The 22,557-nt window shown below is 59.4% G+C and carries 17 protein-coding genes and 1 tRNA gene; 3 read left to right on the top strand and 15 right to left on the bottom strand.

The features are described 5' to 3' along the window. Positions 1-2: 2 nt before the first annotated feature. The 3 genes from rpsJ to adhE all read right to left on the bottom strand — a co-directional run bounded on the left by rpsJ (position 3) and on the right by adhE (position 4,344). The gene (gene rpsJ / locus BBDE_RS02090; protein ID WP_003808013.1) at positions 3-311 is read right to left on the bottom strand and encodes a 30S ribosomal protein S10; all 309 of its coding nucleotides are present in this window, start codon (positions 309-311) and stop codon (positions 3-5) included. Positions 312-572: 261 nt separating this feature from the next. Next, positions 573-1,292, bottom strand: coding sequence for a YwiC-like family protein (locus BBDE_RS02085; protein WP_003837374.1), 720 nt, complete (start codon positions 1,290-1,292; stop codon positions 573-575). A gap of 319 nt (positions 1,293-1,611) precedes the next feature. Continuing rightward, positions 1,612-4,344, bottom strand: coding sequence for a bifunctional acetaldehyde-CoA/alcohol dehydrogenase (gene adhE / locus BBDE_RS02080; protein WP_003837375.1), 2,733 nt, complete (start codon positions 4,342-4,344; stop codon positions 1,612-1,614). A 407-nt stretch (positions 4,345-4,751) separates the two neighbouring features. Here adhE and BBDE_RS02075 point away from each other — a divergent pair, with 407 nt between their 5' ends. After that, entirely contained in the window at positions 4,752-5,888 is a 1,137-nt protein-coding gene (locus tag BBDE_RS02075) for an ROK family transcriptional regulator (protein WP_012901879.1), read from the top strand. 8 nt (positions 5,889-5,896) lie between these two features. Here BBDE_RS02075 and BBDE_RS02070 read toward each other — a convergent pair whose 3' ends face one another. Beyond that, positions 5,897-7,228 (bottom strand): MFS transporter, encoded by a 1,332-nt coding sequence (locus tag BBDE_RS02070; RefSeq protein WP_012901878.1) that lies wholly within the window; start codon positions 7,226-7,228, stop codon positions 5,897-5,899. A gap of 190 nt (positions 7,229-7,418) precedes the next feature. After that, a complete protein-coding gene (locus BBDE_RS02065) occupies positions 7,419-8,423 on the bottom strand; it encodes a zinc-dependent alcohol dehydrogenase family protein (protein ID WP_003837381.1) in 1,005 nt (334 codons plus the stop codon). 266 nt (positions 8,424-8,689) lie between these two features. Between BBDE_RS02065 and glgX the strand changes: the two genes are divergently transcribed. After that, complete coding sequence (gene glgX, locus BBDE_RS02060; protein WP_012901877.1) at positions 8,690-11,140, top strand: glycogen debranching protein GlgX; 2,451 nt, start codon at positions 8,690-8,692, stop codon at positions 11,138-11,140. Between the two features lie 70 nt (positions 11,141-11,210). On the opposite strand, the gene rpsI is transcribed toward glgX, so the two are convergent. The 9 genes from rpsI to BBDE_RS02015 all read right to left on the bottom strand — a co-directional run bounded on the left by rpsI (position 11,211) and on the right by BBDE_RS02015 (position 19,883). Beyond that, positions 11,211-11,702, bottom strand: coding sequence for a 30S ribosomal protein S9 (gene rpsI, locus BBDE_RS02055; RefSeq protein ID WP_003837387.1), 492 nt, complete (start codon positions 11,700-11,702; stop codon positions 11,211-11,213). 20 nt (positions 11,703-11,722) lie between these two features. Beyond that, on the bottom strand, positions 11,723-12,172 hold the full coding sequence (rplM, locus tag BBDE_RS02050; protein WP_003837389.1) for a 50S ribosomal protein L13: 450 nt from the start codon (positions 12,170-12,172) through the stop codon (positions 11,723-11,725). Positions 12,173-12,440: 268 nt separating this feature from the next. After that, the gene (malQ, locus tag BBDE_RS02045; protein WP_012901876.1) at positions 12,441-14,603 is read right to left on the bottom strand and encodes a 4-alpha-glucanotransferase; all 2,163 of its coding nucleotides are present in this window, start codon (positions 14,601-14,603) and stop codon (positions 12,441-12,443) included. Positions 14,604-14,680: 77 nt separating this feature from the next. After that, complete coding sequence (locus tag BBDE_RS02040) at positions 14,681-15,352, bottom strand: AbrB family transcriptional regulator (RefSeq protein ID WP_003837392.1); 672 nt, start codon at positions 15,350-15,352, stop codon at positions 14,681-14,683. Positions 15,353-15,386: 34 nt separating this feature from the next. Next, positions 15,387-16,025: an IMPACT family protein gene (locus tag BBDE_RS02035; RefSeq protein ID WP_003837394.1), complete on the bottom strand. Its 639-nt coding sequence runs from the start codon at positions 16,023-16,025 to the stop codon at positions 15,387-15,389. Positions 16,026-16,059: 34 nt separating this feature from the next. After that, positions 16,060-17,049 (bottom strand): D-2-hydroxyacid dehydrogenase family protein, encoded by a 990-nt coding sequence (locus tag BBDE_RS02030; RefSeq protein ID WP_003837396.1) that lies wholly within the window; start codon positions 17,047-17,049, stop codon positions 16,060-16,062. 78 nt (positions 17,050-17,127) lie between these two features. Then, positions 17,128-18,657: a CapA family protein gene (locus BBDE_RS02025; RefSeq protein ID WP_003837397.1), complete on the bottom strand. Its 1,530-nt coding sequence runs from the start codon at positions 18,655-18,657 to the stop codon at positions 17,128-17,130. Positions 18,658-18,696: 39 nt separating this feature from the next. Then, positions 18,697-18,784, bottom strand: a tRNA-Ser gene (locus BBDE_RS02020). Positions 18,785-18,965: 181 nt separating this feature from the next. After that, positions 18,966-19,883 (bottom strand): EamA family transporter, encoded by a 918-nt coding sequence (locus BBDE_RS02015; protein ID WP_003837399.1) that lies wholly within the window; start codon positions 19,881-19,883, stop codon positions 18,966-18,968. A gap of 135 nt (positions 19,884-20,018) precedes the next feature. Here BBDE_RS02015 and dinB point away from each other — a divergent pair, with 135 nt between their 5' ends. Beyond that, positions 20,019-21,311, top strand: coding sequence for a DNA polymerase IV (gene dinB / locus BBDE_RS02010; protein WP_187287359.1), 1,293 nt, complete (start codon positions 20,019-20,021; stop codon positions 21,309-21,311). Here dinB and dapC read toward each other — a convergent pair. Then, on the bottom strand, positions 21,308-22,456 hold the full coding sequence (dapC, locus tag BBDE_RS02005; protein ID WP_003837402.1) for a succinyldiaminopimelate transaminase: 1,149 nt from the start codon (positions 22,454-22,456) through the stop codon (positions 21,308-21,310). The two genes, dinB and dapC, sit on opposite strands and share 4 nt — an antisense overlap. Positions 22,457-22,557: the final 101 nt, after the last annotated feature.

Here is a 22,557-nt window from a genome sequence, read left to right as displayed (position 1 = left end):
CCTTACAGCTTGATCTCGATGTTCACATCTGCGGGCAGATCAATGTGCATAAGGGAGTCCACGGCCTTCGGGGTCGGGTCCACAATGTCGATGAGACGCTTATGAGTGCGCATCTCGAAGTGCTCGCGAGAATCCTTGTACTTGTGAGGAGAACGGATAACGACGAACACGTTCTTCTCGGTCGGGAGCGGAACCGGGCCAACCACAGTTGCGCCCGCGTTCGTCACCGTTTCGACGATCTTCTTCGCCGATTGGTCGATGACCTCATGGTCATAGGACTTAAGCCTGATGCGGATTTTCTGTCCCGCCATTGCCTTCCGCCCTTTCTAGCGATTCGTTAGTTACTGTTTACCAGCCTGCTTCTCAAAGGGCACCGGCGCAGAAGACCCACAGAGCCATACAGCCCCGTGGTCATACCACATCAGTGCGTAGCCATGCAGATGCTCACTTACGTGAATCTCTGTGCCACGCTCGCTTTTTTAATTCCAATTTGCGAGCCCTAAAATCAGGCAACTTCTTTATTTAAGCATCAGGGGTGGCCTTAAGAAATTCTGGCGTGTCGCCGAATGCCATCAAAGCAATGCGCAGATGTTGAGTATCAGCGAGGCCGTGCTCGTCACGAATTCGGTGATGCCGACGGCCAACGGCCTGACCGTACGCCGACGTGCAATCATCGGCAGGGCGACGGCCCGTATGAGCAGCATCGCCGCCAATGCGATCAGATATCCGTTACCGACGAAGGTCCACCATGCCAGCATGACGGCATGCCAAATCCAGGAGGCCACGATGTACGACCTTCTCCCCCGCTCGCGAATCATCGTCTTGACAAACAGCACCGAGCCGAACTGCACCATGAAAAACGTAAGGAACAACGATATCCCGGGTATGCTGAGATACGGAATGTCAGGCGTATCGACGCCATAGCAGAACGTCAGCATCGGCATCAGGCAGGAGGCCGACACCGCCGCGGCGTTCGACCATAGCGAACGCTCCTTGCGCACCCACGAGGCACGGAACGAAATCGCGGCAAGCACCGCAAACGGCGGAGCCCAAGCGAGAATCCCCGGATGCAGCACCACAAACGGCAGACCGACCGCGCAAAGCACGATGCAGTACACCAATGGCTGCAGCATCCAGCGGTGGGCACCATGCGATTTGAACCAACGCGCGGCGGAAAACTGCACGCAGTAGCACAACAGCCAGCAGATGAGCAACCACCAAGGCGTCCACGCGAATCCACGGTACGCCCATGCGGCCACGATTCCCGCAACGGCCGGGGAAAGCACCATCATGAGCGCACCCGGCTGCCCGGGGAGCCATAAGCGCAATCCTCCGCGTCTTCGTGATTGCGCAGGTCGTCGATTCGAAATATCGGTCATTCCACTACGCTACGAAAAAACAACAATGAAATCCAGCCCCATTACGCTCAAAGCCACGCCATATCGCTCTCGCCGGGAATCCATGCTGTCGGCGGATACCCATCATCACGGAAGACCGTGGCAATGCCAAGGAGCCCGGCGGGACCGTTCCCGACCGGGCTCCTTACGGATTACTCCTTATATATACATGGACGTGCTGTGGTCCATATATACGGTGCGCTTCACGCGGATCTCACACGCGCTCGGAGGCTTCCTCCGTGGCGGCCTCGCCCTGACGCTGGACGCGCAGCTTGTGGCCCTCCTCCTGGCTGACGCCGTAGTAGGCGGCGATGGCGATGTCCTTCATATCCTCGATCTGCGGGATACGCGGGTTCGCCGGAGCGCACTGGTCTTCGTAGGCGCGCATGCCGATCTGATCGAGAACGGACCAGAAGTAATCCTCGTCCACGCCGCATTCCTGGAAGCTCTTGTTCATACCGAGCTTGTTATCGCGGTAGTCCTCGACGGCCTTGGCCAGGTTCTCGACACCTTCGGCCGGGGTCTTGCCCGGATTGATACCAAGGTTCTTGGCGATTTCCTGGTAGCGTTCCGGAGCGATGTACTTGTTGTACTTCGGCCAGCTGGTCGGCTCCTCCGGAATGGAACCGTTGTAACGGATCACATACGGCAGGAGGATGGAGTTGGTACGGCCGTGGGCCACGTGGCACAGGGCGCCGATGGTGTGGGCCATGCCATGGCACATGCCGAGGAAGGCGGAGCCGAAGGCCATGCCCGCCATGGTGGCGGCGTTGTGCATCTTCTCCTGAGCCTTGATCTTGTCTTCGCCCGGCTCGCCGTTGACGGATTCGGCCAGATTGTCCCAGATCAGCTTGGCTGCGTGCAGTGCCATGCCATCAGTGAAATCGTTGGCATAGACGGACACGAAGGCCTCGAAGGAGTGGGTCAGCGCGTCGAAGCCAGCGTCGGAAGCCAGCTTGCGCGGCTGGGTGCGGGCCAGCACCGGATCGACGATGGCAACGGACGGGGTCAGCGCATAATCGGTGATCGGGTACTTGTAGCCGGTCTTGTGGTCGGTAATCACGGCGAACGGCGTGACTTCGGAACCGGTGCCGGACGAGGTCGGGATGCACACGAGCTTGGCCTTCTTGCCCAGCGGCGGAATCTTGAAGGCGCGCTTACGGATGTCGAAGAACTTCTCGCGCACGTCGGAGAAGGAGATCTCCGGGTGCTCGTACAGCAGCCACATGATCTTGGAGGCGTCCATCGGGGAACCACCGCCGACGGCGATGATGGTGTCCGGTTCGAACTCCTCGCGCATCATGGCGGCACCGCGTTCGACGGTTTCGACGCTCGGCTCCGGCTCGACGTAATCGATGATGCGGAAGGTCACGCGGTTGGAACGTGCGCGCAGCTGGTCGATGATCTTGTCGACCACGCCAAGCTGCTCCATGACCTTGTCGCACACGATGACGGCCTTTTCGATGCCGTACATGTCGCGCAGATACTTGATGGCGTTCGGCTCGAAGTAGGTCTTGGCCGGAATCTTGAACCACTGCATGTTGTTGTTCCTCCGAGCGATGCGCTTGATGTTGAGAAGATTGACTGCCTGAACGTTGCCGGACACGGAGTTGCCGCCGTAGGAGCCGCAACCCAAGGTCAGGGACGGTGCGATGGCGTTGTAGATGTCGCCCACGCCGCCAAGGGAGCTCGGGGAGTTCCAGATGATGCGGCATGCGTGCATGCGCTGGCCGTATTCGCGTACCAGGGCCTGATCGTTGGTGTGGATGGCCGCGGTGTGGCCTGCGCCATGCTTGAGCATGGCTTCGCACATCTCGAAGCCCTGTTCCTTGTTTTCGGACTTCAGCACCGCCTGCACCGGAGCGAGCTTCTCCATGGTGAGCGGTTCGTTCTCGCCGACCTCCTTGCACTCGGCGGCGAGGATGGTGACGTCTTCCGGAATGTCGAAGCCTGCGGCCTTGGCGATGTACTGCGGAGACTTGCCCGGTACCACGGAGTTGAGCTTCGGGGTCTGGCCGGAATAGGAGGTGCAGCCGAACATGTACTGCTCGAGCTTGGCCTTCTCCTCATCGTTCACGAAGTAGGCCTTGCGACGCTTCATCTCCTTGATGAGCGGAGCGTAGATCTCCTTGTCGGCGATGATGGCCTGCTCGGTGGCGCAGATCATGCCATAGTCGAAATGCTTGGACAGAATCAGGTCGTTGGCGGCACGCACCACGTCCACGTTCCTGTCGATGTAGGCCGGAGCGTTGCCGGCACCGACGCCAAGGGCCGGCTTGCCGGAGGAATAAGCGGCCTTGACCATGCCCGGACCACCGGTGGCGAGGATGGTTGCGATGCCGTCATGCTTCATCAGGGCGCCGGTGGCCTCGATGGACGGATGCTCGATCCACTGGATACAGTTCTCCGGAGCACCAGCCTCGATGGCGGCGTCGCGCACGATCTTCGCGGCGGCCACGGAGCAGTTCTGCGCGCCCGGGTGGAAGCCGAAGACGATCGGACAACGGGTCTTGAGCGCGATCAGGGACTTGAAGATGGCGGTGGAGGTCGGATTGGTGACCGGAGTCACGCCGGCGACGACGCCGACCGGTTCGGCGATCTCGTCGATGCCCATCACGTCGTCTTCGCGGATGATGCCGACGGTGCGCTGTCCAGCCAGATAGTTGGTGACATGCTCGCACGCGAAGATGTTCTTGGTGGCCTTGTCTTCGACCAGACCACGGCCGGTTTCCTCAACGGCCATCTTGGCGAGCACCAGATGCTTGTTCAAGGCGGCGACGGAGGCCTTGGCGACGATGCGGTCGACCTGCTTCTGATCGAGTTTCTCGAATTCGTCGAGCGCCTTCAGGCCCTTATTCACCAGCTCATCGACCTCGGCCTGAGCTGCGGCGAGCTTCTCCTCCGGAGTCGGCTTGGTCGGCTCTTCCTTCTTCTTTGCGTCTGCCACTTGAAGTCCTCCTCGATTCTTGGGTTTGCAAAGCGGTATTCGTTTATTCCTCATCCATCCGTATCGGACGGATACATTACCGGGCACCGTTGTGACCTGAGTCACAATCTACCTAAGTTATCCGCGCTTGTATAGTACGCGTCGTGTCGTGCGCTTGATGTTCAATTCTTTGCTATTTATGTTTATTTTGTCGCTTGAAATGCACACACCAACGCTAAAATCAACTATTTTGTTATGTTTTGTTCGAAATATCCATCTATTACACACACACGAACAATGTTTTTCCGAGTAGCTTTTTGAAAAGCTATTTATTTTTTTATACAAAACACCACAACTTCTTGAAAACACTTTTCTAAAGTAGAATAATTCCCAGACTTTGCATCATGGAATACGAATGGAGCTCAATGATGAAGACGACGCCTCCCGCATCCGTCAAGGAACTCAACAAACGCGCCATCACGGCGTACCTGTATTCCAAAGGCCCTGCCACAAAGCAGATGCTGGAACGCGAACTGAACCTGAGTTTGCCCACCATCACACAGAATCTACGCACGCTGGAAGTCGAAGGCCTCATCCGTAAAGGCGAGCAACTCGAATCCACCGGCGGACGCAAGGCACAGACCTTCGCCTTCGTCTGCAGGGCGAAGATCGCAATCGGCGTGACCATGCGTGCCAACGGGTTGACTCTGTGCGCGGTCGACCTTGGCGGCAACGTCATCTCGCGCAAGTTCAAGCTCCTGCCCTACCACAACACTGACATCTACTACCAACAGATGGGCGTCATCATCAACGCTTTCGCCGCAGGCGTCGAGAGGAACGACGACAACGTTCTCGGTGTGGCTTTCAGCATCCAAGGCATCGTCTCCGCGGACGGACAGACCATCACCTTCGGCAATATCATGGGCAATACCGGACTTCGGCTTGACGTCATCGCGCAAAACGTGAAGTTTCCATGCATCATGATCCACGATTCCGATGCCGCGGCCATGGCCGAACTGTGGTTTGACCATTCGCTCACCGATGCCGTATGCGTGTATCTCGAAATGCGTCCGGGCGGAGCCGTCATCGTTGACGGCCAACTCTACCAAGGGCCGAATCTCTGCAATGGCACCATTGAGCATATGACGCTGGTGCCGGATGGAGGTGAATGCTACTGCGGGCAGCGCGGTTGCATGGATGTCTACTGCTCCCCCGAGGCCCTGACCGAAGACGGCGAAAGCCTATCCGGCTTCTTCAGCGTACTTGAACAGGGTGAACAGGAGCACCGGCAACGGTTTAACGGATGGCTTGGCAACGTGGCGCAAGCCATCCGCAACATTCGATCCATGTTGGCCGGCGATATCATCATCGGCGGCGAAGCCGCGCACTATCTCGACGATGACGATGTCACCACCCTTAAAAGACTCGTCGAGGAACGCAGCGCTTTCCACACCGATCATTTCACGCTACGTAAGAGTCTGTGCCTGGACAACCAGAACGAAATCGGTGCGGCATTGCGTTTCGTGCAAATCTTCATCGACGAGATTTGCGGCCACGCCGCCTGATCGGCGAATCAGGCGGCGGCCTGCGCGACTTTCTCGATCTCTTCCACGAGGACCCTTGGCGAAGCCGTATGCCTGATGCGATGCCCGTGGCCGTCGAAGCCGGGCTGCTTCGGGCGGATACACAGCGTCAGCACGAATGCCAGCACGTAGAGCGCGGCATAGGTCCAGCACACACCGCCATAGCCGATGGTCGGCAACAATATCGTCGCAATGCCGGGGCCTGCGAATGTGGTGAGGCCTGCGGCAAGATTGTATGCGGAAAGAGCCGCGCCCTGCTTGCCTTCGCCGGCATACAACGTCATGATGGTCGGAAGCGACGAGAAGGCGCAGGTACCGATACCGACGATGATCGCCGCGACGATCATCATCAACGCATTCGCACCGAACCATTGCGGTATGTAATAGAAGGCCACGGAACCGACGGCGAGCACCGCACACCCGAACCAACGCATCGGCCACACCCAGCCGAAACGGTCCATGAACCAACCCCAGAAGGTGTTGAAGATCAGTGTGACCACGAATACGAATCCCCAGATGCGCATCCATTCCTCGGTTTTGAAGATGTTGATGCCACCGTTGTGCGCGGTGCACAGGTACAGCGGCATGATGACCGGGAAGCCGTATAGCAGCAGATTGTTGATGATGCGGATGATGGCGCAGATGAGGATCTTACGATTCGTGACAAGGATGGTGGCGCCTTCGGTCAGTTCCTTCAGCTGCTTCTTGCGGCTCAAGCCCTCACCTTTGACGATCTTATTCTTCGGCACGAAGAAGAAGCACATGACCGTGCCGACGACGGAGAAGGGCAATGCGAACCAGAAGGTCTTATATTCGCCGAAAACCGGCATGATGAAACTTGGCAGATAGGCACCGAACACGCCGATGCCCAGGGAGAAGCAGGTCCAGAAGAAGCCTGTGGCCGAAGCCAGCCTAGCCGGGGAGATGTATTGCGCCATCAACACTACGAAGCTGTAGATGAACAGCGGGTACCCGATGCCTCGCAACGCATACAGACCGAGGATCAACAGGTAGACGTGGCTGGGGATGGCAACGCCGAGGAACAGCAGATGGATGCCGATCCACCAGCATGCACCGAACAGCATGACCCTGCGCGCACCGAACATCTCGGCCAGTACACCGGCGGACCATCCACCGAGCGCCGCGAACAGGCCATATATAGTCACTAACAGTGAGGCCTGGGATGAGGCGAATCCCTGGTCCACCATGAATTTCGACAGGAACGTCAGTTCGAAACCATCACCGGTCATAAAGATTGCGACGGCAAGAAAACCAAGCATCAACGAACGAGGAACGCCCAGTCGTTCAAGAATACCGATCATGTGAGCACCTTTACTCGATTTCCATGCAACATCGAGGAAATCGTCCGAATCGTCATTAAGGGTTTGGATGGGGAGCCACGGCCTCATCGCCGTATCCCCCAATCTTGTAGGTGGGGTAGCGATGGCCGTCGCAGCAGAGGATACACGGCGGCCATGCCCGATCATCCGGGAGCCATACCCCTTTATGAGGTCAGTCGCCGATTGCGACGACGGCCTTGGAAACGCCGGAAATCTTGCCATCGAGGAAATCCTGCACCTCTTCGAGCCCGAGCTCATGGCTGATCAGTCCGCCGATGTTCATCTTGCCCGAAGACACCAGCGAGATGGCGTCACGGAACGTCAACGGGTTAATGAAGGACCCTTGGATGGTCAACTGCTTCTTGTAGATGTCATAGGTGTTCATTTCGAAATGGGCTTCCTGCGGGCCGACGCCGAACATCAGCACCTGGGCTCCCTTTTTCGCGGCACTGATGGCCTGCGCCTGCGTTGCCGGAAGTCCAACGGCCTCGATGATGACGTCATAGGCCTCGGACGGAATCTGCTCACGGGTCGTATTGTAGGTTTCGGTAACGCCGAACTGCGACTTGTTGCGTTCCAACTTCTCGTCGAAGATGCCCGCCAAGTCGACCCGATGCACACCGTAGGCCTGCAGCAGCTGAGCGAAAATCTGCCCCATGAAGCCGTCACCGATGACCAAAGCCTTCTGGTACGGGTGAAGCTTGAGCAAATCAAGGCCATGCACCGCACAGGAAACGGGCTCGATGGCGGCGGCGTCGCGCAGGGAGACATTGTCGGGCAGCGCATAGACCACGGTGGCCGGAGCGGTGAACTGCTCGGCCAGACCACCGTCACGGGTGACGCCGACGGCGCTCAGATGGTCACACAGTTCCGGACGCTGAGTAAGGCAGTACTCGCATTGACCGCAGTAGATGTTCGGATCGACGGCCACCCGATCGCCGACCTTGACGTTGGTGACCTCAGCACCGATCGCGGCAACGACGCCCGAGTTCTCATGCCCCAGCACGATCGGCGGCACGGCTGCGGCGGAGCCAGGACGGCCCGCATACAGATCGTGATCGGTACCGCACACACCCGCATATGCGGTGTTGATCAGCACCTCATTCGGCAGTATCTCGGGAGTGGCCAGATCTTGGATCTCGAATTCCTTGACGCCGGTAAGTACCAGAGCCTTCATGATTGTTCCTTTCCACCTTGAAAGTGATGTCCGACAGATTGTTCCGCCTGATAGCCCATGACTATACGCTTTTTTAAATTGTTTTGCAAATTTCTTTTCATAAAGTTATTTATAAAGTGTGTCGCAGTTTCTCGACCAATGCACACCACCGGCATTCAGCCGTTTTCCGACGAGCACGCAAGCCCGAACGCCGAGGTGCGTAACGATGTGACAGACATACCCCTTTCGTCAAATGTTTGACGACTGTCGTCGCTTACAATAGGTCTATGAGAAACCCACCCTTGCATCGTTACGCAACCCGACCTGGTCTCTACTTCACCGACGATGGTGGCGCGGACGCAGTAGTCCGTTCCGAAACGGCGGATCAGGTGTGGTTCTGCGTGCTTGAACCCCTCGACCAACCCAGTGCCTTCTACGCCGAAGCGGTACGCCTGTTCAACGAGCCGGACATCTCGTTCATCGAACAGGCGCAATCGCAGAAGATCTGTACCAGACGCATCCCCTCGCTCAATCTGCGGGAGACGCTGTTCATGATGGACGGCCCGAATTACGGCTTATGGTACGTGCACATACCCAAGGCATGGGACGGCATGCATTACGGCTACCGCGTGAACGGCCCATGGGACCCGAACCACGGCGTGAGCTTCAATCCATACAAGCTGCTGCTCGACCCTTATGCAAAAGGCATCGATGGCTCGATGAAACTTAACCCGGGTGCATTCGCCTACGCATGCGAAATCATGAACGGCAAGGTCAAAGGTTCGCCGTTCGGCCCGATGAGCACCGTTGACTCACTGGGCCATATGCCGGTTTCCGTGGCCATCGACGATCGCGATGCGAACAAACATGAGGGCGAGCCCTCGCATCCGCATGTGGCTTGGAGCAAAACCATCATCTATGAGCTGCACGTCAAGGGTTTCACCGCCAACGCACCATGGTTGCCGAAAGAGCTACGCGGCACCTATGCGGGCCTGGCCCACCCCTCGACGCTCTCCTATCTGCAGGATCTGGGCGTGACCTCCATCGAATTGATGCCGATTCAGGCCAAGCAACCGGAACTGTTCCTGCAGGAACGCGGCCGCACCAATTATTGGGGCTATTCCACATTGGGATACTTCGCCCCGGAGCCCTCGTACGCCACTAGGGCCGCGCAGGAGGCGGGAGCGGCCGCCGTTCGCAAAGAGGTCATCGACATGGTGCGCGCACTGCACGAAGCGGGCTTCGAAGTGATCATGGACGTGGTCTACAACCACACCTGCGAATCCGGTCCGGAAGGCCCCACCATCTGCTGGCGCGGTCTCGACAACCTCTCCTACTACAGGCGCAACAAGGAGAAGATCAGTCGCCTGTACGACACCACCGGATGCGGCAATACGCTCGACTTCACCAACACGCATGTCGTCACCTTCGCGGTGGATTCCCTGCGCTACTGGGCCAAACGCATCGGCATCGACGGCTTCCGCTTCGACCTGGCGGCCACGTTGGCCCGTCTCGACGGCGATTTCACCAGTTACCACCCGTTCCTGTACGCCCTGCGCTCCGACATGCTGCTGGGCAATCTGAAGATGATCATGGAACCTTGGGACGTCGGTCCGGGAGGTTGGCGCACCGGCCAGTTCGGCATTCCGTTCGCCGAATGGAACGACCGGTTCCGCGATACCACACGCAAGTTCTGGCTGACCGATGTGAAACGTAATCGAGGCGGCGAATCCGGCGTGGTGACCATGCAGGAGATGGCCACTCGTCTGTGCGGTTCGGCCGACCTATTCGCCACCGATCCCGGACGTGGCTCGACCGCATCCGTGAATTACGTGGCCTGCCATGACGGTTTTACCATGGCCGATCTTACGCGCTACCGCCACAAGCATAATGAGCGCAACGGCGAAGACAACCGCGACGGTACGAACGACAATCATTCGGTCAATTTCGGTTATGAGGGCCCCAGCGACGACCCCATCATCATTCAGCAGCGCGAACGGGCCATGGCGAACATGCTCGGCATGCTGCTCCTGTCGTTGGGCACGCCGATGTTGCTCTCCGGAGACGAATTCGGCAATTCGCAGAACGGCAATAACAATGCCTACATGCAAGACAATCCGACCACATGGCTGGATTGGGACTGGTTGTACAGCACCGAGCAGACACCGGAACTCAAGCAGTTCGATCTGGTGTCGCGTCTGATTGCGTTGCGCAAATCCCGCGATCTGTATGATCATGAGGATTTCTTCACCAGATTGAGCAAGATCGGACTGCTCAAGCGTTCCGATCGTGTGCACTGGTTCCTGCCGAGCGGCCATGCCCCACATGACGCCGATTGGACGAATCCAGCGGTACGCACCTTTGCCATGCAGCTGCTCTCTCCCGATGGATCGAGCCTGATGATTCTGATCAACGGTTCCGACGAAATCTCCCGTTTCCATCTGCCGGCCGACAAGGAGTGGGAGATGGTGTGGTCCTCCGCCGAAGTTTCAGGAGAATACCCCGGCCAAGGTACGTCGGTGGACCGTGTGGCCGAACTGAATGAGGAATCGGAAAACAAGCCGGCGGGTCGTTTCAGCGATCATCTGCATCGTCTGAACATGATGTACTGGCATGCCGACGTGAACGACGGAGCCGTGCCCGAAGACATCTATGATGCCGAAGGCGCTGATGATCCGACCCTATGGACGATTCCGGCGTTGAGCATCAGCGTGATGCGGCAGATATCCGCCGACTGACCGCACTCATAACGAGGAAGCCCCTCGAAGGAACGAATCCTTCGAGGGGCTTCGTACAAGCCGTAAAGCTTTAGCGCTTCGAGAACTGCGGAGCGCGACGAGCCTTGTGCAGACCGGCCTTCTTGCGTTCCACGACGCGGGCGTCGCGGGTCAGGAAGCCAGCCTTCTTCAGGGTGGCGCGGTTCGCATCACGATCGATGGCGTTCAGCGCGCGGGCAACGCCCAGGCGGATTGCACCAGCCTGACCGGTGGTGCCGCCACCATCAACGAGGACGATAGCGTCGAACTTGCCTTCGAGCTTGAGCAGAACGATCGGGGAGTTGACCTCACGCTGCAGCAGCTTGGCCGGGAAGTACTCTTCCAGGGTGCGACCGTTGATGGTCCACTTGCCGGTGCCCGGAACCAGACGAACGCGAGCGACGGCTTCCTTGCGACGACCGGTGCCGTAGCCCGGAGCGATGGCGGAAGTGCCGGTGCCAGCGCCAGCGTTGGTTTCGGTGGTGTACGAGGTGAGCTCCTCTTCGGTCTCGAGAACCGCGGAGTTGTTGGTGTTTTCAGCCATGTTTCTTATCTCCCTTCGGTTCACTTAGCCTGCTGCGAGACCTGAGCGATCTCGAAAACCTGCGGCTGCTGTGCGGTGTGCGGATGCTCGGCACCACGGAAGATGCGCAGGCGACCCAGCTGCACCTTGGCCAGACGGTTCTTCGGCAGCATGCCCTTGATAGCGGAACGGATGATGCGCTCAGGATCCTTTTCCAGAAGTTCGGCGTAGCTATCGCGACGCAGACCACCCGGACGACCGGAGTGCTTGTACAGTTCCTTGCCCATCTTGTTGCCGGTCAGAGCGATCTTGTCGGCATTGATGATGATCACGTGGTTACCGGAATCGGCGTGCGGAGCGTAGGTCGGCTTGTTCTTGCCACGCAGCAGGATGGCTGCCTGGGAGGAAAGACGGCCGAGCACCACGTCGGTGGCGTCGATGATGTACCAGTCGTGAGTCAGATCAGCTGGCTTCGGAGTGAAAGTTTTCACGATGTACCTTTTCTATATATTGTGTTCCGGACCCTCCGACCGCGCCGAACGTTGGTTAGGCGTTGCAATGGTGCCGTTTTCGGGTCTCATTATCCGTGGGCTCCCTGAAAGTCCTCGATGGCGAGTGGGAAAAGCGCTTTGAAGGACCCCGTAGGGAAACACAACAATCTACTAGTGTATCGCCAGCCTTGACATTCGGCAACACGAAATGCAAGGGGTGCCCACCGGCATCGCACCGGCGGACACCCCATACCCGACCCGTCCGGAATCAGCCGCGCATGATGGCGGCAATCTCCTGAAGACGCGGTTGGTCGAACAACTCTTCCAAGGGCACGAGATTGCCCTTGCCGTCAGCCAACGGGATACGCCAGTTCGGATACTCGTTGTTCGTGCCCGGCTGGTTCTGCGTACGCTTTTCGCCGACCGCGTCGACGATGGATGCGGCCATGAGCTTGCATGGCGAGCCCTTGAGCCCGCGGTACAGCGCATCGACGATCTCGTTTTCGTTGGCGAGCTCATCCCGCAGGGCCGCCTTGTCGAGATACCCCTCCTCGACGAGCATGTTCAGCATGGCGTTGTGCTCGGCGGTCGCGGAGGCCCGGAATTCCTCCACCGGCCCGGACAGCAGGCCCAGCTGCTCACGTAGCTTGACGTGGCCGTATTCGAGATAGCCGGCCGCCGGCGGCATGTCGTGCGTGTTGACGGAGGCCAATGCATACGGGCGCCAATCATGCGGCGCACGGAACTCGCCATCGAACTGCTCGAACCATTCCACGGCACAGCCAAGAATGCCATGCGCGGACAGCGACTTGGACACATACGGCGGCACCACGCCGAGGTCCTCGCCTACCACCACGCCACCGGCGCGCGAAGCCTCAAGCGCCAATACGCCAAGCATGACGTCGGAATCGTAGTACACGTAGGTGCCGTCGGTGGCCTTCTTGCCTTCCGGAATCCACCACAAACGGAACAGACCGAGAATATGGTCGATGCGCACGGCACCGGCATTGGCGAACATGCCATGCACCATGTCCCGGTACACTTTGTAGCCGGTCCGCTCCAGAGCGATCGGGTTCAATGGCGGCTGGCTCCAATCCTGGCCCTGCTGGTTGAACATGTCCGGCGGGGCGCCGACCGTGGCACCCTTGGCGAAACGTTCCGGATTCCACCACACGTCGGAGCCGGACGGATGCACGCCCACGGCCATGTCGGCGACGATGCCGATCTTCATGCCGGCCTCGCGTGCGGCCTGCTGCGCCGCATGAAGCTGCTCGGTGGCCACCCATTCGAGCCAGCGGTAGAACTCGAGCGTATCGGGGAACCGGTCGCGCAATTCCCGAATCTCGACGGAATCGCGGTTGAACATACGCTCCCAATTGTCGGGCCTGCCATTGGGCGCGCCCCATTTGTCGTAGCACAGGCACCACGTGGCATAGGATTCGAGCTCGTCGCCGCAACCGGCCAGGTATTCCTTGAACTGCGCCTGACGTTCGGCGGTACGTCCGGATGTGAAGATGATCCACAACGCGTGCATCTTGGCCCGCCACATGGCGTCGCGGTCGATGACCTGTGCATCGCCGTTGAGCGGTTCGACACGCGCATGCAACTCGTCGACCTGCTTCTTGCCATCAGGGTTCAGCGTGGCATATTCCGGCACGGATTCCGGGCGAATGTAGCTGAAGTTGATGAAGCGACGGGAGATCGGCAGGTACGGCGACGGCGTCAACGGCGGCACCGGTTCGGCGGCATGCATCGGATTGATGAGCATGAAGTCGGCACCGGTCCTTCTCTTGGATTCGACCAGCAGGGTCTTGAGATCCTCATAGTCGCCCACGCCCCAGGAGCCGTTGGAACGGATGGAGTACAGCTGACTCATCCAACCCCACAGGGAGCCTTCCTTCATGTCATCGAGCAGTTCGATCTTTTCCGGAGCGCTGATAACGGTTGCATCCTGGGTGCGCTCCCCCACCCGTACATGCAGGGTATGGTATCCGGCCGGTAGGCCCTCCGGCAATATCACCGAAGAAGTGGAGACGAACGTGTCGTCAATCTCATGGATGGAGCCGTCACCGGCACCATAGGCGATCTTCCCCGCGAATTCACTGCCATCCTCCAACGTGATGCTGGCCTGCGGCGCCTCGAGGACGCCGACGTTGACCAGCACCTTGCTCGGCTTGCCCACCGTGTGCAGCACCGTGGGTGCCACCAGCCGTGAACGGCAGTCGCGAAGAATGGATTCCATGGACTGTTCGATCGCCCCATCGTTGGAAGCGTCGATACCAAGCGCCTTGAGCACCGCCACCAGAACATCGTCTTCGATTTCATGGTAATCATGGCTCATGCCCACATAGCTGGTGGCGACGCCGACCAACTTGGCCAGACGAATGAGCGGCCGGGCGAGACGCGTTGCGTTTTCGGTCTGTTCTGTCATAAGCAACAGTCTAGAACCTTTCAACGTGCGCCACGCGTACTTTCCTCACGAAATGACAACGTATTCAATACGATTCGTCATGCACGACGCGATTGCGCGGCCCGGACCACCTCTCCGGAGGGATCTTCGGCAAGCTTGGCGAGCATCGCCGGAGACGTGTTCGGGTTGAGCGCCACTGCCCTACGCACCATGGAAGCCAATACCGCAGGGGCTTTCGGCTCGAGTTCGGTGCCGAGCGCGCCGAGAAAGTCAAGGGTTTGCGTATCCATGTTAGGATCCTGCGCCCCTTCAAGGCGCATCTTCCAAGATGTGCGCTTGTTCCGCAGGGCGATGTCCCTCACCTCCGCGGATTCGTCCTTGGTGAGGCGGCCTACCAGCCAGTTCTTGTCATCGGCGTTGCCCGCCACGGCCTTGCGCACCTCAACGGATTCGTCGGTGGACAGTTTGACCAGAATGTTCGGGAACGGCATGGTTTCGGCCAGGAAGATGCGATCCTCCAACGGAGTATGCGGATTGCCGGCCACGGCCTCCAGCAGTGCGGTGGCACGCGAGAATGCGGCCTGTTCGGCACGGTCCGGCAACGGACGTCGGGCGAATTCGCTCAGCTCGGCGGCATCGGTGGAGTGGCGAAGACGCTCATACGTGGCGGTCAACGGTTCGAAATCGGCGGGAACCGCCTGCACATCCGCCCGTTCGGCGGTGTCGTTTCCGGCATGCTCGGCATGTTCGATGTTCTCGGCATCAGTCATAGTCTTCACCTTACGCCATACCGTAATCGAAAGCTCACAGCTTGACCGGACGGTTGGTCGTACCGACCAATTCCGGCGTGACGGCCGCGTTGAACGTCTCAATCATGCGGGATTCAAAGGTCGCGGCATGCTCCTGCGGTACGATCGCACGCATTGCGATGCGATCCGTATACTGCGCGTCGACCTGCTCGCCCTGCACTGACGCCAGCAGATTCTGGAAGCTGCCGAGCTGCGGGTAATCCAGCACTATCCGGTATTCCCCGCACGGTACGATCCTCGCCTTGCTCGCCGCTTTCACCGCAATGGACGCGCCGGTCGAATAGGCTCGGATAAGCCCGCCCGAGCCGAGCAGGATTCCGCCGAAATAGCGAGTGACGGCAACCACGCAGTCGGTCATCTCATTGGCGCGCAGCACATCGAGAATCGGCTTGCCGGCGGTGCCGGACGGCTCACCGTCATCACTCATCCGTTCCGCAAGACGACCGTCGGAACCGCCGCAGACCGCGGCATAGGCAACATGACGGGCCTTCGGATGCTTCTCACGAATCATCGCGACGAAGGCGAGCGCATCATCCAACGAATCGATATGACAGGCGTCACCGATGAATTCCGACTTCTTTTCGACGAACGCGTCATGCGCCGGCCGATCGGCGGAATCAAGTATGGTCTGCATGCCTTCAACCTACCCGATTCAGCCGACCTGACGATCAGACGACGACGTTGAAATCCTCGCCCCTGAAGAATGCGGCGACGGACTGCACGACCTGCTCGGTGATGCCGACGTATGCGCCATCGGTGCGCCATGCGGTGTGCGGGGTGAGCACGATGCCGGGAATCCGGCACAGCGGGTCATCGGCGCCGAGAGGCTCATGTTCGAATACGTCGAGTGCGGCGGGAATATCGCCGCGTTCCAGACGCTTGAGCAGTGCTCCGGGTTCGAGGATTTCGGCGCGTGCCGTGTTGACGAACAAGGTGCCGGGCCTTAACGCCTCGAGGTTTTCGGCGGTGATGATGCCGCGCGTGGAGTCGAGCAGCGGCATGTGGATGGACACGACGTCGCTGCCGGCGATCAGCTCGTTCATGTCGTCGACCGGAGTGACGTTGCAGTCGGTAAGCACCTGTTCGGGCACATGCGAGTTCCATGCGGAGACCTTCATGCCGTAGGCGTTTGCGATACGGGCCACAGTCTGGCCGATGCCGCCGAGGCCGATGATGCCGAGCTTCTTGCCGAACAGTTCGTAGCCGTCGTTGCCGGCCCAGTCGCCCGCCTTGACCTCGCGGTCAAGCTGTCCGACATGACGTGTGAGCTCCATCAGCAATGCCATGGTGTGTTCGGCGACGGCATGGTCGCCGTAATGCACCACATTGCAGACACGGATGCCTTGCGCCTTGGCCTTCTCAAGATTGATGTAGCTGGCCACGCCAGTGCCGCCAAACGCGTAGCACTTGGCATGGGTGCGTTCGAGAATCGAGTCGGTGCAGTGGAAGCCGATCACCATAACGGCGTCGGCTCCGTCGCAACGGGCCACGATGGTGTCCTCATCCAATGTGAAATCCTCATACATGCGCACTCGTGCAACATTTTCCAGCAGTCCGAAACACCGCTTGAACGGTTCGATCATGGATGCAACGACCACCGGCATGACGACCAGCGGCAGATCGGTGCGTTCCGGCTGGGTCTCAACGATTTCGACCATATATGGTTCCTTTCCACGCAACTTACGGCGACATTACGATGACGACGTTACGATTACGTGGCATATTCTGTCACAATGCTATTTCCCGGAAGAAGTCGTCTGCTCCGTGGTGATGTTCCATTCCCGTACAACGTTCTGGTCGGCTCCCATGGAGTAGATGACGTTCCATATGCGTTGCCGTTGGTTCGCATCCTCGGCGTCGTTCCAGCATGTGCCGTCGGGATGGTCGCTGGCGAGCGAGCACCACTGGTACTGCCCCTGCCGCATGTTGGCGGTCGGAATCCAGTCGATGCGGCTGACGCGCCAGGAACCGGCCACGCCTTTCTTGCCGGCGAACTGCACGCGGGCGGTCACACCCTGATTGTTGACCTCGTTGCCGGGAATGTAGGAGGTCACGGTCACCGCATTGCCCAGGCCGTAGATAATCCAGGTGCCGTTGTAGTTCTCGATGGGCTGCGCGCAGTGGCATCCGGCGCCGTAGATCACGTCGAACGCACCGGTATCGGCCAGTTCATGCGCTTCGGACTGTTGCCACGAATCGGCATAATCCAGATACTCCTGCACCGAGTGCATGGCGATGGCCACCACGTCGGCTCCCTGTTCGCGCGCGGCCTTCGCCTTGGCCACGGCTTTGTCGATATCGGCCTGATGATTGGGATCGCTCGCCTCACGCAACCGATCGACACGCCAATCGAAATCAGGAGTCTGCGCATTCAACGACACCGTTCCCGAGATCAGGCCGAGTTTGCCGCCACCGGTCGGCGAGTCGATGACGAGCGGCTTGGTGGAATCCTCTTCGGTCTTGTAAGAGCCGGTCTGCGCGATGCCGTCGGCCTCCAAGGTGTCCCACAGGCGCGAGATGCCATCAGCACCCTGGTCCCATGAATGGTTCGACGCATGCGTGCAGGCACGATAGCCGACGTTCTTGGCGGCATCGGCGACCTCCGGCGGAATGTTGAACACCGGATAGCCGGTATACGGACCGCCGCGTTGGGCGATCGGGGTCTCAAACTCGCACACCGCGATGTCGGAGGCATCGATATATTTACGCATCGGCTCAAACAGGCTGGTGAAATCGAAGGCCGTGCCATCGGTGGCCGCGGTGTTGGCACTCGCAAAATTATTCCACAGCCCCTCATGGAACAGCAGGTCGCCGTTGACGAGCATGGCGATGCAGTCCGTATCCGGGCAATCCGGGGAGTTGCCGTGATGTTCCGTCGCCTCGGTCTGCTTCGCCGTCGCCTTTGCCTGCGATTGCCTCGTGGACGTCGTTGCCGGATCCGCCACATGAGTCGTCTCCTGCGAGCGCACCTGCTGTACTACGAACCACCCTCCGACCGCCAGCACGGCGATGATGATTGCCGCAACCATTGCGATCCTGCGCCTGCCGGCTGTCAGCAATTCCGGATTGGATGCATGCAAGGCATCTTTTCTGATACGCATGGCCGTACCCTTCTTCTTCGATATTCTCTCTTGTTCAAGAATATCGAAAAGCGCGGCGAACCGCGGTGTTGGGGTACCTGAAACGTTGACTTCGGTGGAATGCGACGGACGGTCACCACTTGCGTTCCATAGCCTGAAAACGTTGATATTCCGCCGTTTTGGCATGAAAAAAGGGCTTCCGGATTGCTCCGAAAACCCTCATCGCGGAGTCAGAGGGATTCGAACCCTCGAGCCGCTAAACACGACTAACACCTTAGCAGGGTGCCCCTATCGGCCACTCAGGCATGACTCCACTGTTGTGACTGTGACGTTGTCACGACGCAACAGCATGTAACTATAGCATCTATCTGGAGGCAAAACACCAGAAACCGGAAAAATCGTAAGCCGTTGGCGTGATTTCGCACGACACGAGACGCACACTGACACCACATCGGCACGAAAAATTGGCCCGCGACCATCTGACGACCCGGCCTCTACGCGGGATTCTCATCTCCGGAGAACGTGACGATCACCGCCACAATCACCAATGCGATGCCTGCACACTCCCCCAATGTCGGGACCTCACCGAAAGCGAGGGCGATGAACGTGGCCATGGCGGGATTGATGGACTGCACCACGGAATAGCGTGCGGACGGAATGCGTCGCATCACCACCTGATCGGTCAGATACGGCAGGAACGAACCGAACAGCGACACCAGGAACAGCAATGCCAGCAACGCCGCAACGCCCCACGAGGCGTGCACCCAGGTCGCGTCGGCCTTGGGCCTTGCCAGATGGGCGATGGCGCCCGGAGCCAGGAACACCGACTGCATCAGCCAACCAAGCACGGTACCCCAGCACAGCATGTCGATTGGATGACCCTTGGTCGCGACTTTGCCTCCGAGCACGATATAGCAGCCCCACATGGAACCGCCGATCAGAATGGCGATCAGGCCGATCAGGAAGCTGCCGCCGTTCTCGCCGCCAAGCGAGATGCCGGCCAGCAGCACCACGCCACAGGCCGCAATGCCGATGCCGACGCGCTCGCGCCAACTATGCCCGGTGATGACGGCCACGCCAAGAGGTCCGATGAATTCGATGGCGGTGGCGATGCCGATATCCATATTGCTGATCGCCACATAATACATGGTGTTCATCAACACCAAAGCCGCGCCGAAACCCGCCAGCAGGGTCCAGTCCCTGCGGGTTCCCGGCAATGAATCGCGTCTGTCGGCCTTCCAAGGCTTACGCCATGCCAGTAGCATCAGGGCCATGAAACCGACGCGGTACCATGCGGCGTACACTGCGTCCAATTGGGTGAACGCCACTTTGGCCACGCCGGTGGCGGTATAGATCATCACCGCTTCGCAAATGGCGATGACGACGATCGGCAGACGGTTCAGCGCCGTCATGATGACTCTCTTCACGAGGCACCAGCGTACTCACGGAACAGCCGAACAACGACACGCAACGCAACACGATGTGACGATCACACCATGTTCGAACATCTGTTTCAATCAGCGGCGGAAATCGCCTATCATGGAACCATGAGCACGGCACCACGAATCGCAGCAGCCAAACGTGACTGGGGTCACGATGAGACCGGCTGTACGGTGCTACATATCGACATGGACGCCTTCTACGCCTCACTGGAAGTGGCACGGCACCCGGAATATACGGGCAAGCCGGTCATCATCGGCACCGGCAACCGGTCGGTGGTGTCGGCGGCCAGCTATGAGGCGCGCGCATGCGGCATCAATTCGGCCATGGCGAGCTCGCGAGCGCATCAATTGTGTCCGAACGGCATTTTTCTGCCGGTCGACATGCAGTATTACCGCGCGATGTCACGACGCATCTTCACCGAGGTGTTCAGTCGAATCACCGATCGGATCGAACAGGTGTCGGTGGATGAATGCTATATGGACGTTTCCGGCGCACTGCTACGCTGGCGCACTGCTTCCGCAATCGGCGCGTGGATTCGCGAACAGGTCGCCGCACGCTACCACGTGACCTGTTCCGTCGGTATCGCGGCGAACAAACTGGTTGCGAAAATGGCGTCGACGAACGCCAAACCGAACGGCATGCTGATGATTCCCCTGGCCCGGCATGCCGAATTCGTGCAGATGATGCCGCTGCGTGGCATTCCGGGTATCGGGCCATCACTCGAACGACGGCTACGTACGTGGGGCATCAATTCGGTTGCCGATGTGGCGAGGATGGATGAAACGACCTTGGCCGAGGCCACGGGTTCGACGATTGCCGCGCACGGGCTGTATATGGCGTCACATGGTTTGGATGACCGCCCGGTCACGCCGTACACACCGGAAAAGTCGATAGGCTCGGAGCGTACGTTCGACACGGATACGCAGGATATGCGGCAGGTATGTTCGATGTTGCGGCATTGCTGCGATGAGGTGGCGAGCACGTTGCGTCGGCGAGGACTGATGGCACGCAAGGTGATGGTGAAGCTGCGCTTTCCGGATTTGAGCTACGCCACGAAGGGACGCACCATGGAACGGCCGACGGATACGGCGAGCATGCTGTATCCGCAATGCGTCGACCTGCTGTTGCGGATGATGGGCATGGAGTCCGGCTCGGCGCATGCGATTTCGTTGCCCCGTCCGATACGTTTGGCCGGCATGAGCGCCAGCGGACTGGTCGAAGCCGGTTCCGCCATCATTCAGCCGTCGCTGGAGGACCTGCTGGAGGAAGAAGACACGGCGCAGGATTGCGACGCCCGCAGGAAGGAGCCGAAAACCGAACGCCTGCGTGGAGCCGAGCAGGCGCTGGACGCGGTCCGGCGCAAATACGGCGACGACATCGCCAGTTTCGGCATCTAGCGGGCCAGACGTTCGGCGGCGTCAGCGATGGCGGCGTCACCGGCGGTGGCGGAGAACCGCAAATATTCCGGAGCCCCATAGAATTCGCCGGGACTCGCGATGATGCCGATCCGGGCAAGTTGCTCCATGTCTTTCCAACAGTCGCCGGACTTGGCCTTCACCCACACGTACAAGGCCCCGTCGGGCATATCGGTGCAGTACCCGTAGGCGCGCAACGCACTCACCAATATGCCGAGACGATTCGCATACCGTTTGCGCTGCGCTTTGACCGACTCCAGATCGCGAAGTCCCACGGCCATGGCGGCCTGTACCGGTCCGGGAATGATCTGCCCGATCTGCTTGCGATACGCGGTCATCGGTACGATCAACGACTTGTCACCGGCAATGAACGCCGTACGATAGCCGGCCATATTGGACTGCTTGCTCAAGGAATACAACACAAGCACGCCTTGCGCGGAGCCGCCGCACACATCCGGGCGCAGGGCGCATGGCGTGGATGCGAGAGTGTCCGCATCCGCTTCGACGTCCACGTTTCCCCACTGCATCAACGCATAGCATTCGTCGGAAAGCACCACGGCCCCGATGCCACGCGCGGCCGCCACGATTGCGGCCATCTGCTCGGCGGCGAGCACCGCACCGGTCGGATTGCATGGCGAGTTCACCCATATGGCCTTGACGCCCGGCACATCCTTCCAGGATTCCACATCGGCCACGTCATCGACCTTGAGCACTTTGGCACCGGCCAACTGGGTGCCGATCTCATAAGTCGGGTAGGAGACCTTCGGCTGCACCACCACGTCACCCGCACCCAAGTGCAGCAGGGAGGCCATCAGCGCCACCCCCTCCTTGGAGCCGACGGTCGGCACCACGTCCGCATCAATCGCCGTCAGATCGACATTGCGCGCCGCCGCGAACCATTCGGCGATGGCGGAACGCAGATCGGCGGTGCCGGCGGTGACCGGGTATCCGTAGGCGTTCGGATCGTTTGAAGCCGCACCAAGCGCCTTGCGCACCGAATCCGGCACCGGGTCGACCGGCGAGCCTACGGACAAGTCGACCATGCCACCGAATGCGGCCTTCGCCGTACGTTTGAAGGAGGCGATCCGTGACCAATCGTACGGTGACGAAAACTCATGAAAACCCATCCGTGGAACTCCTTACGTCAGTGCGCTGCGATACTCGTTCCAGCATACGACGAAAGGCCGCCACTCGACGTGACGGCCTTCGACAAAGCAAATGGAGACGG

The sequence above is a fragment of the Bifidobacterium dentium JCM 1195 = DSM 20436 genome, from assembly GCF_001042595.1.
Taxonomy (GTDB): Bacteria; Actinomycetota; Actinomycetes; order Actinomycetales; family Bifidobacteriaceae; genus Bifidobacterium; species Bifidobacterium dentium.
This window is presented reverse-complemented; position numbering and strand designations above follow the sequence as displayed.

What these genes read in the sequence shown, in the direction of transcription:
- BBDE_RS02040 (WP_003837392.1), bottom strand. Translation starts at nt 15,352, where the DNA reads ATGACTGATGCCGAGAACATCGAACATGCCGAGCATGCCGGAAACGAC.
- rpsI (WP_003837387.1), bottom strand. Translation starts at nt 11,702, where the DNA reads ATGGCTGAAAACACCAACAACTCCGCGGTTCTCGAGACCGAAGAGGAG.
- glgX (WP_012901877.1), top strand. Translation starts at nt 8,690, where the DNA reads ATGAGAAACCCACCCTTGCATCGTTACGCAACCCGACCTGGTCTCTAC.
- BBDE_RS02025 (WP_003837397.1), bottom strand. Translation starts at nt 18,657, where the DNA reads ATGCCAAAACGGCGGAATATCAACGTTTTCAGGCTATGGAACGCAAGT.
- malQ (WP_012901876.1), bottom strand. Translation starts at nt 14,603, where the DNA reads ATGACAGAACAGACCGAAAACGCAACGCGTCTCGCCCGGCCGCTCATT.
- BBDE_RS02030 (WP_003837396.1), bottom strand. Translation starts at nt 17,049, where the DNA reads ATGGTCGAAATCGTTGAGACCCAGCCGGAACGCACCGATCTGCCGCTG.
- BBDE_RS02015 (WP_003837399.1), bottom strand. Translation starts at nt 19,883, where the DNA reads ATGACGGCGCTGAACCGTCTGCCGATCGTCGTCATCGCCATTTGCGAA.
- dinB (WP_187287359.1), top strand. Translation starts at nt 20,019, where the DNA reads ATGAGCACGGCACCACGAATCGCAGCAGCCAAACGTGACTGGGGTCAC.
- BBDE_RS02035 (WP_003837394.1), bottom strand. Translation starts at nt 16,025, where the DNA reads ATGCAGACCATACTTGATTCCGCCGATCGGCCGGCGCATGACGCGTTC.
- dapC (WP_003837402.1), bottom strand. Translation starts at nt 22,456, where the DNA reads ATGGGTTTTCATGAGTTTTCGTCACCGTACGATTGGTCACGGATCGCC.
- BBDE_RS02065 (WP_003837381.1), bottom strand. Translation starts at nt 8,423, where the DNA reads ATGAAGGCTCTGGTACTTACCGGCGTCAAGGAATTCGAGATCCAAGAT.
- rpsJ (WP_003808013.1), bottom strand. Translation starts at nt 311, where the DNA reads ATGGCGGGACAGAAAATCCGCATCAGGCTTAAGTCCTATGACCATGAG.
- BBDE_RS02085 (WP_003837374.1), bottom strand. Translation starts at nt 1,292, where the DNA reads ATGATGGTGCTTTCCCCGGCCGTTGCGGGAATCGTGGCCGCATGGGCG.
- BBDE_RS02075 (WP_012901879.1), top strand. Translation starts at nt 4,752, where the DNA reads ATGAAGACGACGCCTCCCGCATCCGTCAAGGAACTCAACAAACGCGCC.
- BBDE_RS02070 (WP_012901878.1), bottom strand. Translation starts at nt 7,228, where the DNA reads ATGATCGGTATTCTTGAACGACTGGGCGTTCCTCGTTCGTTGATGCTT.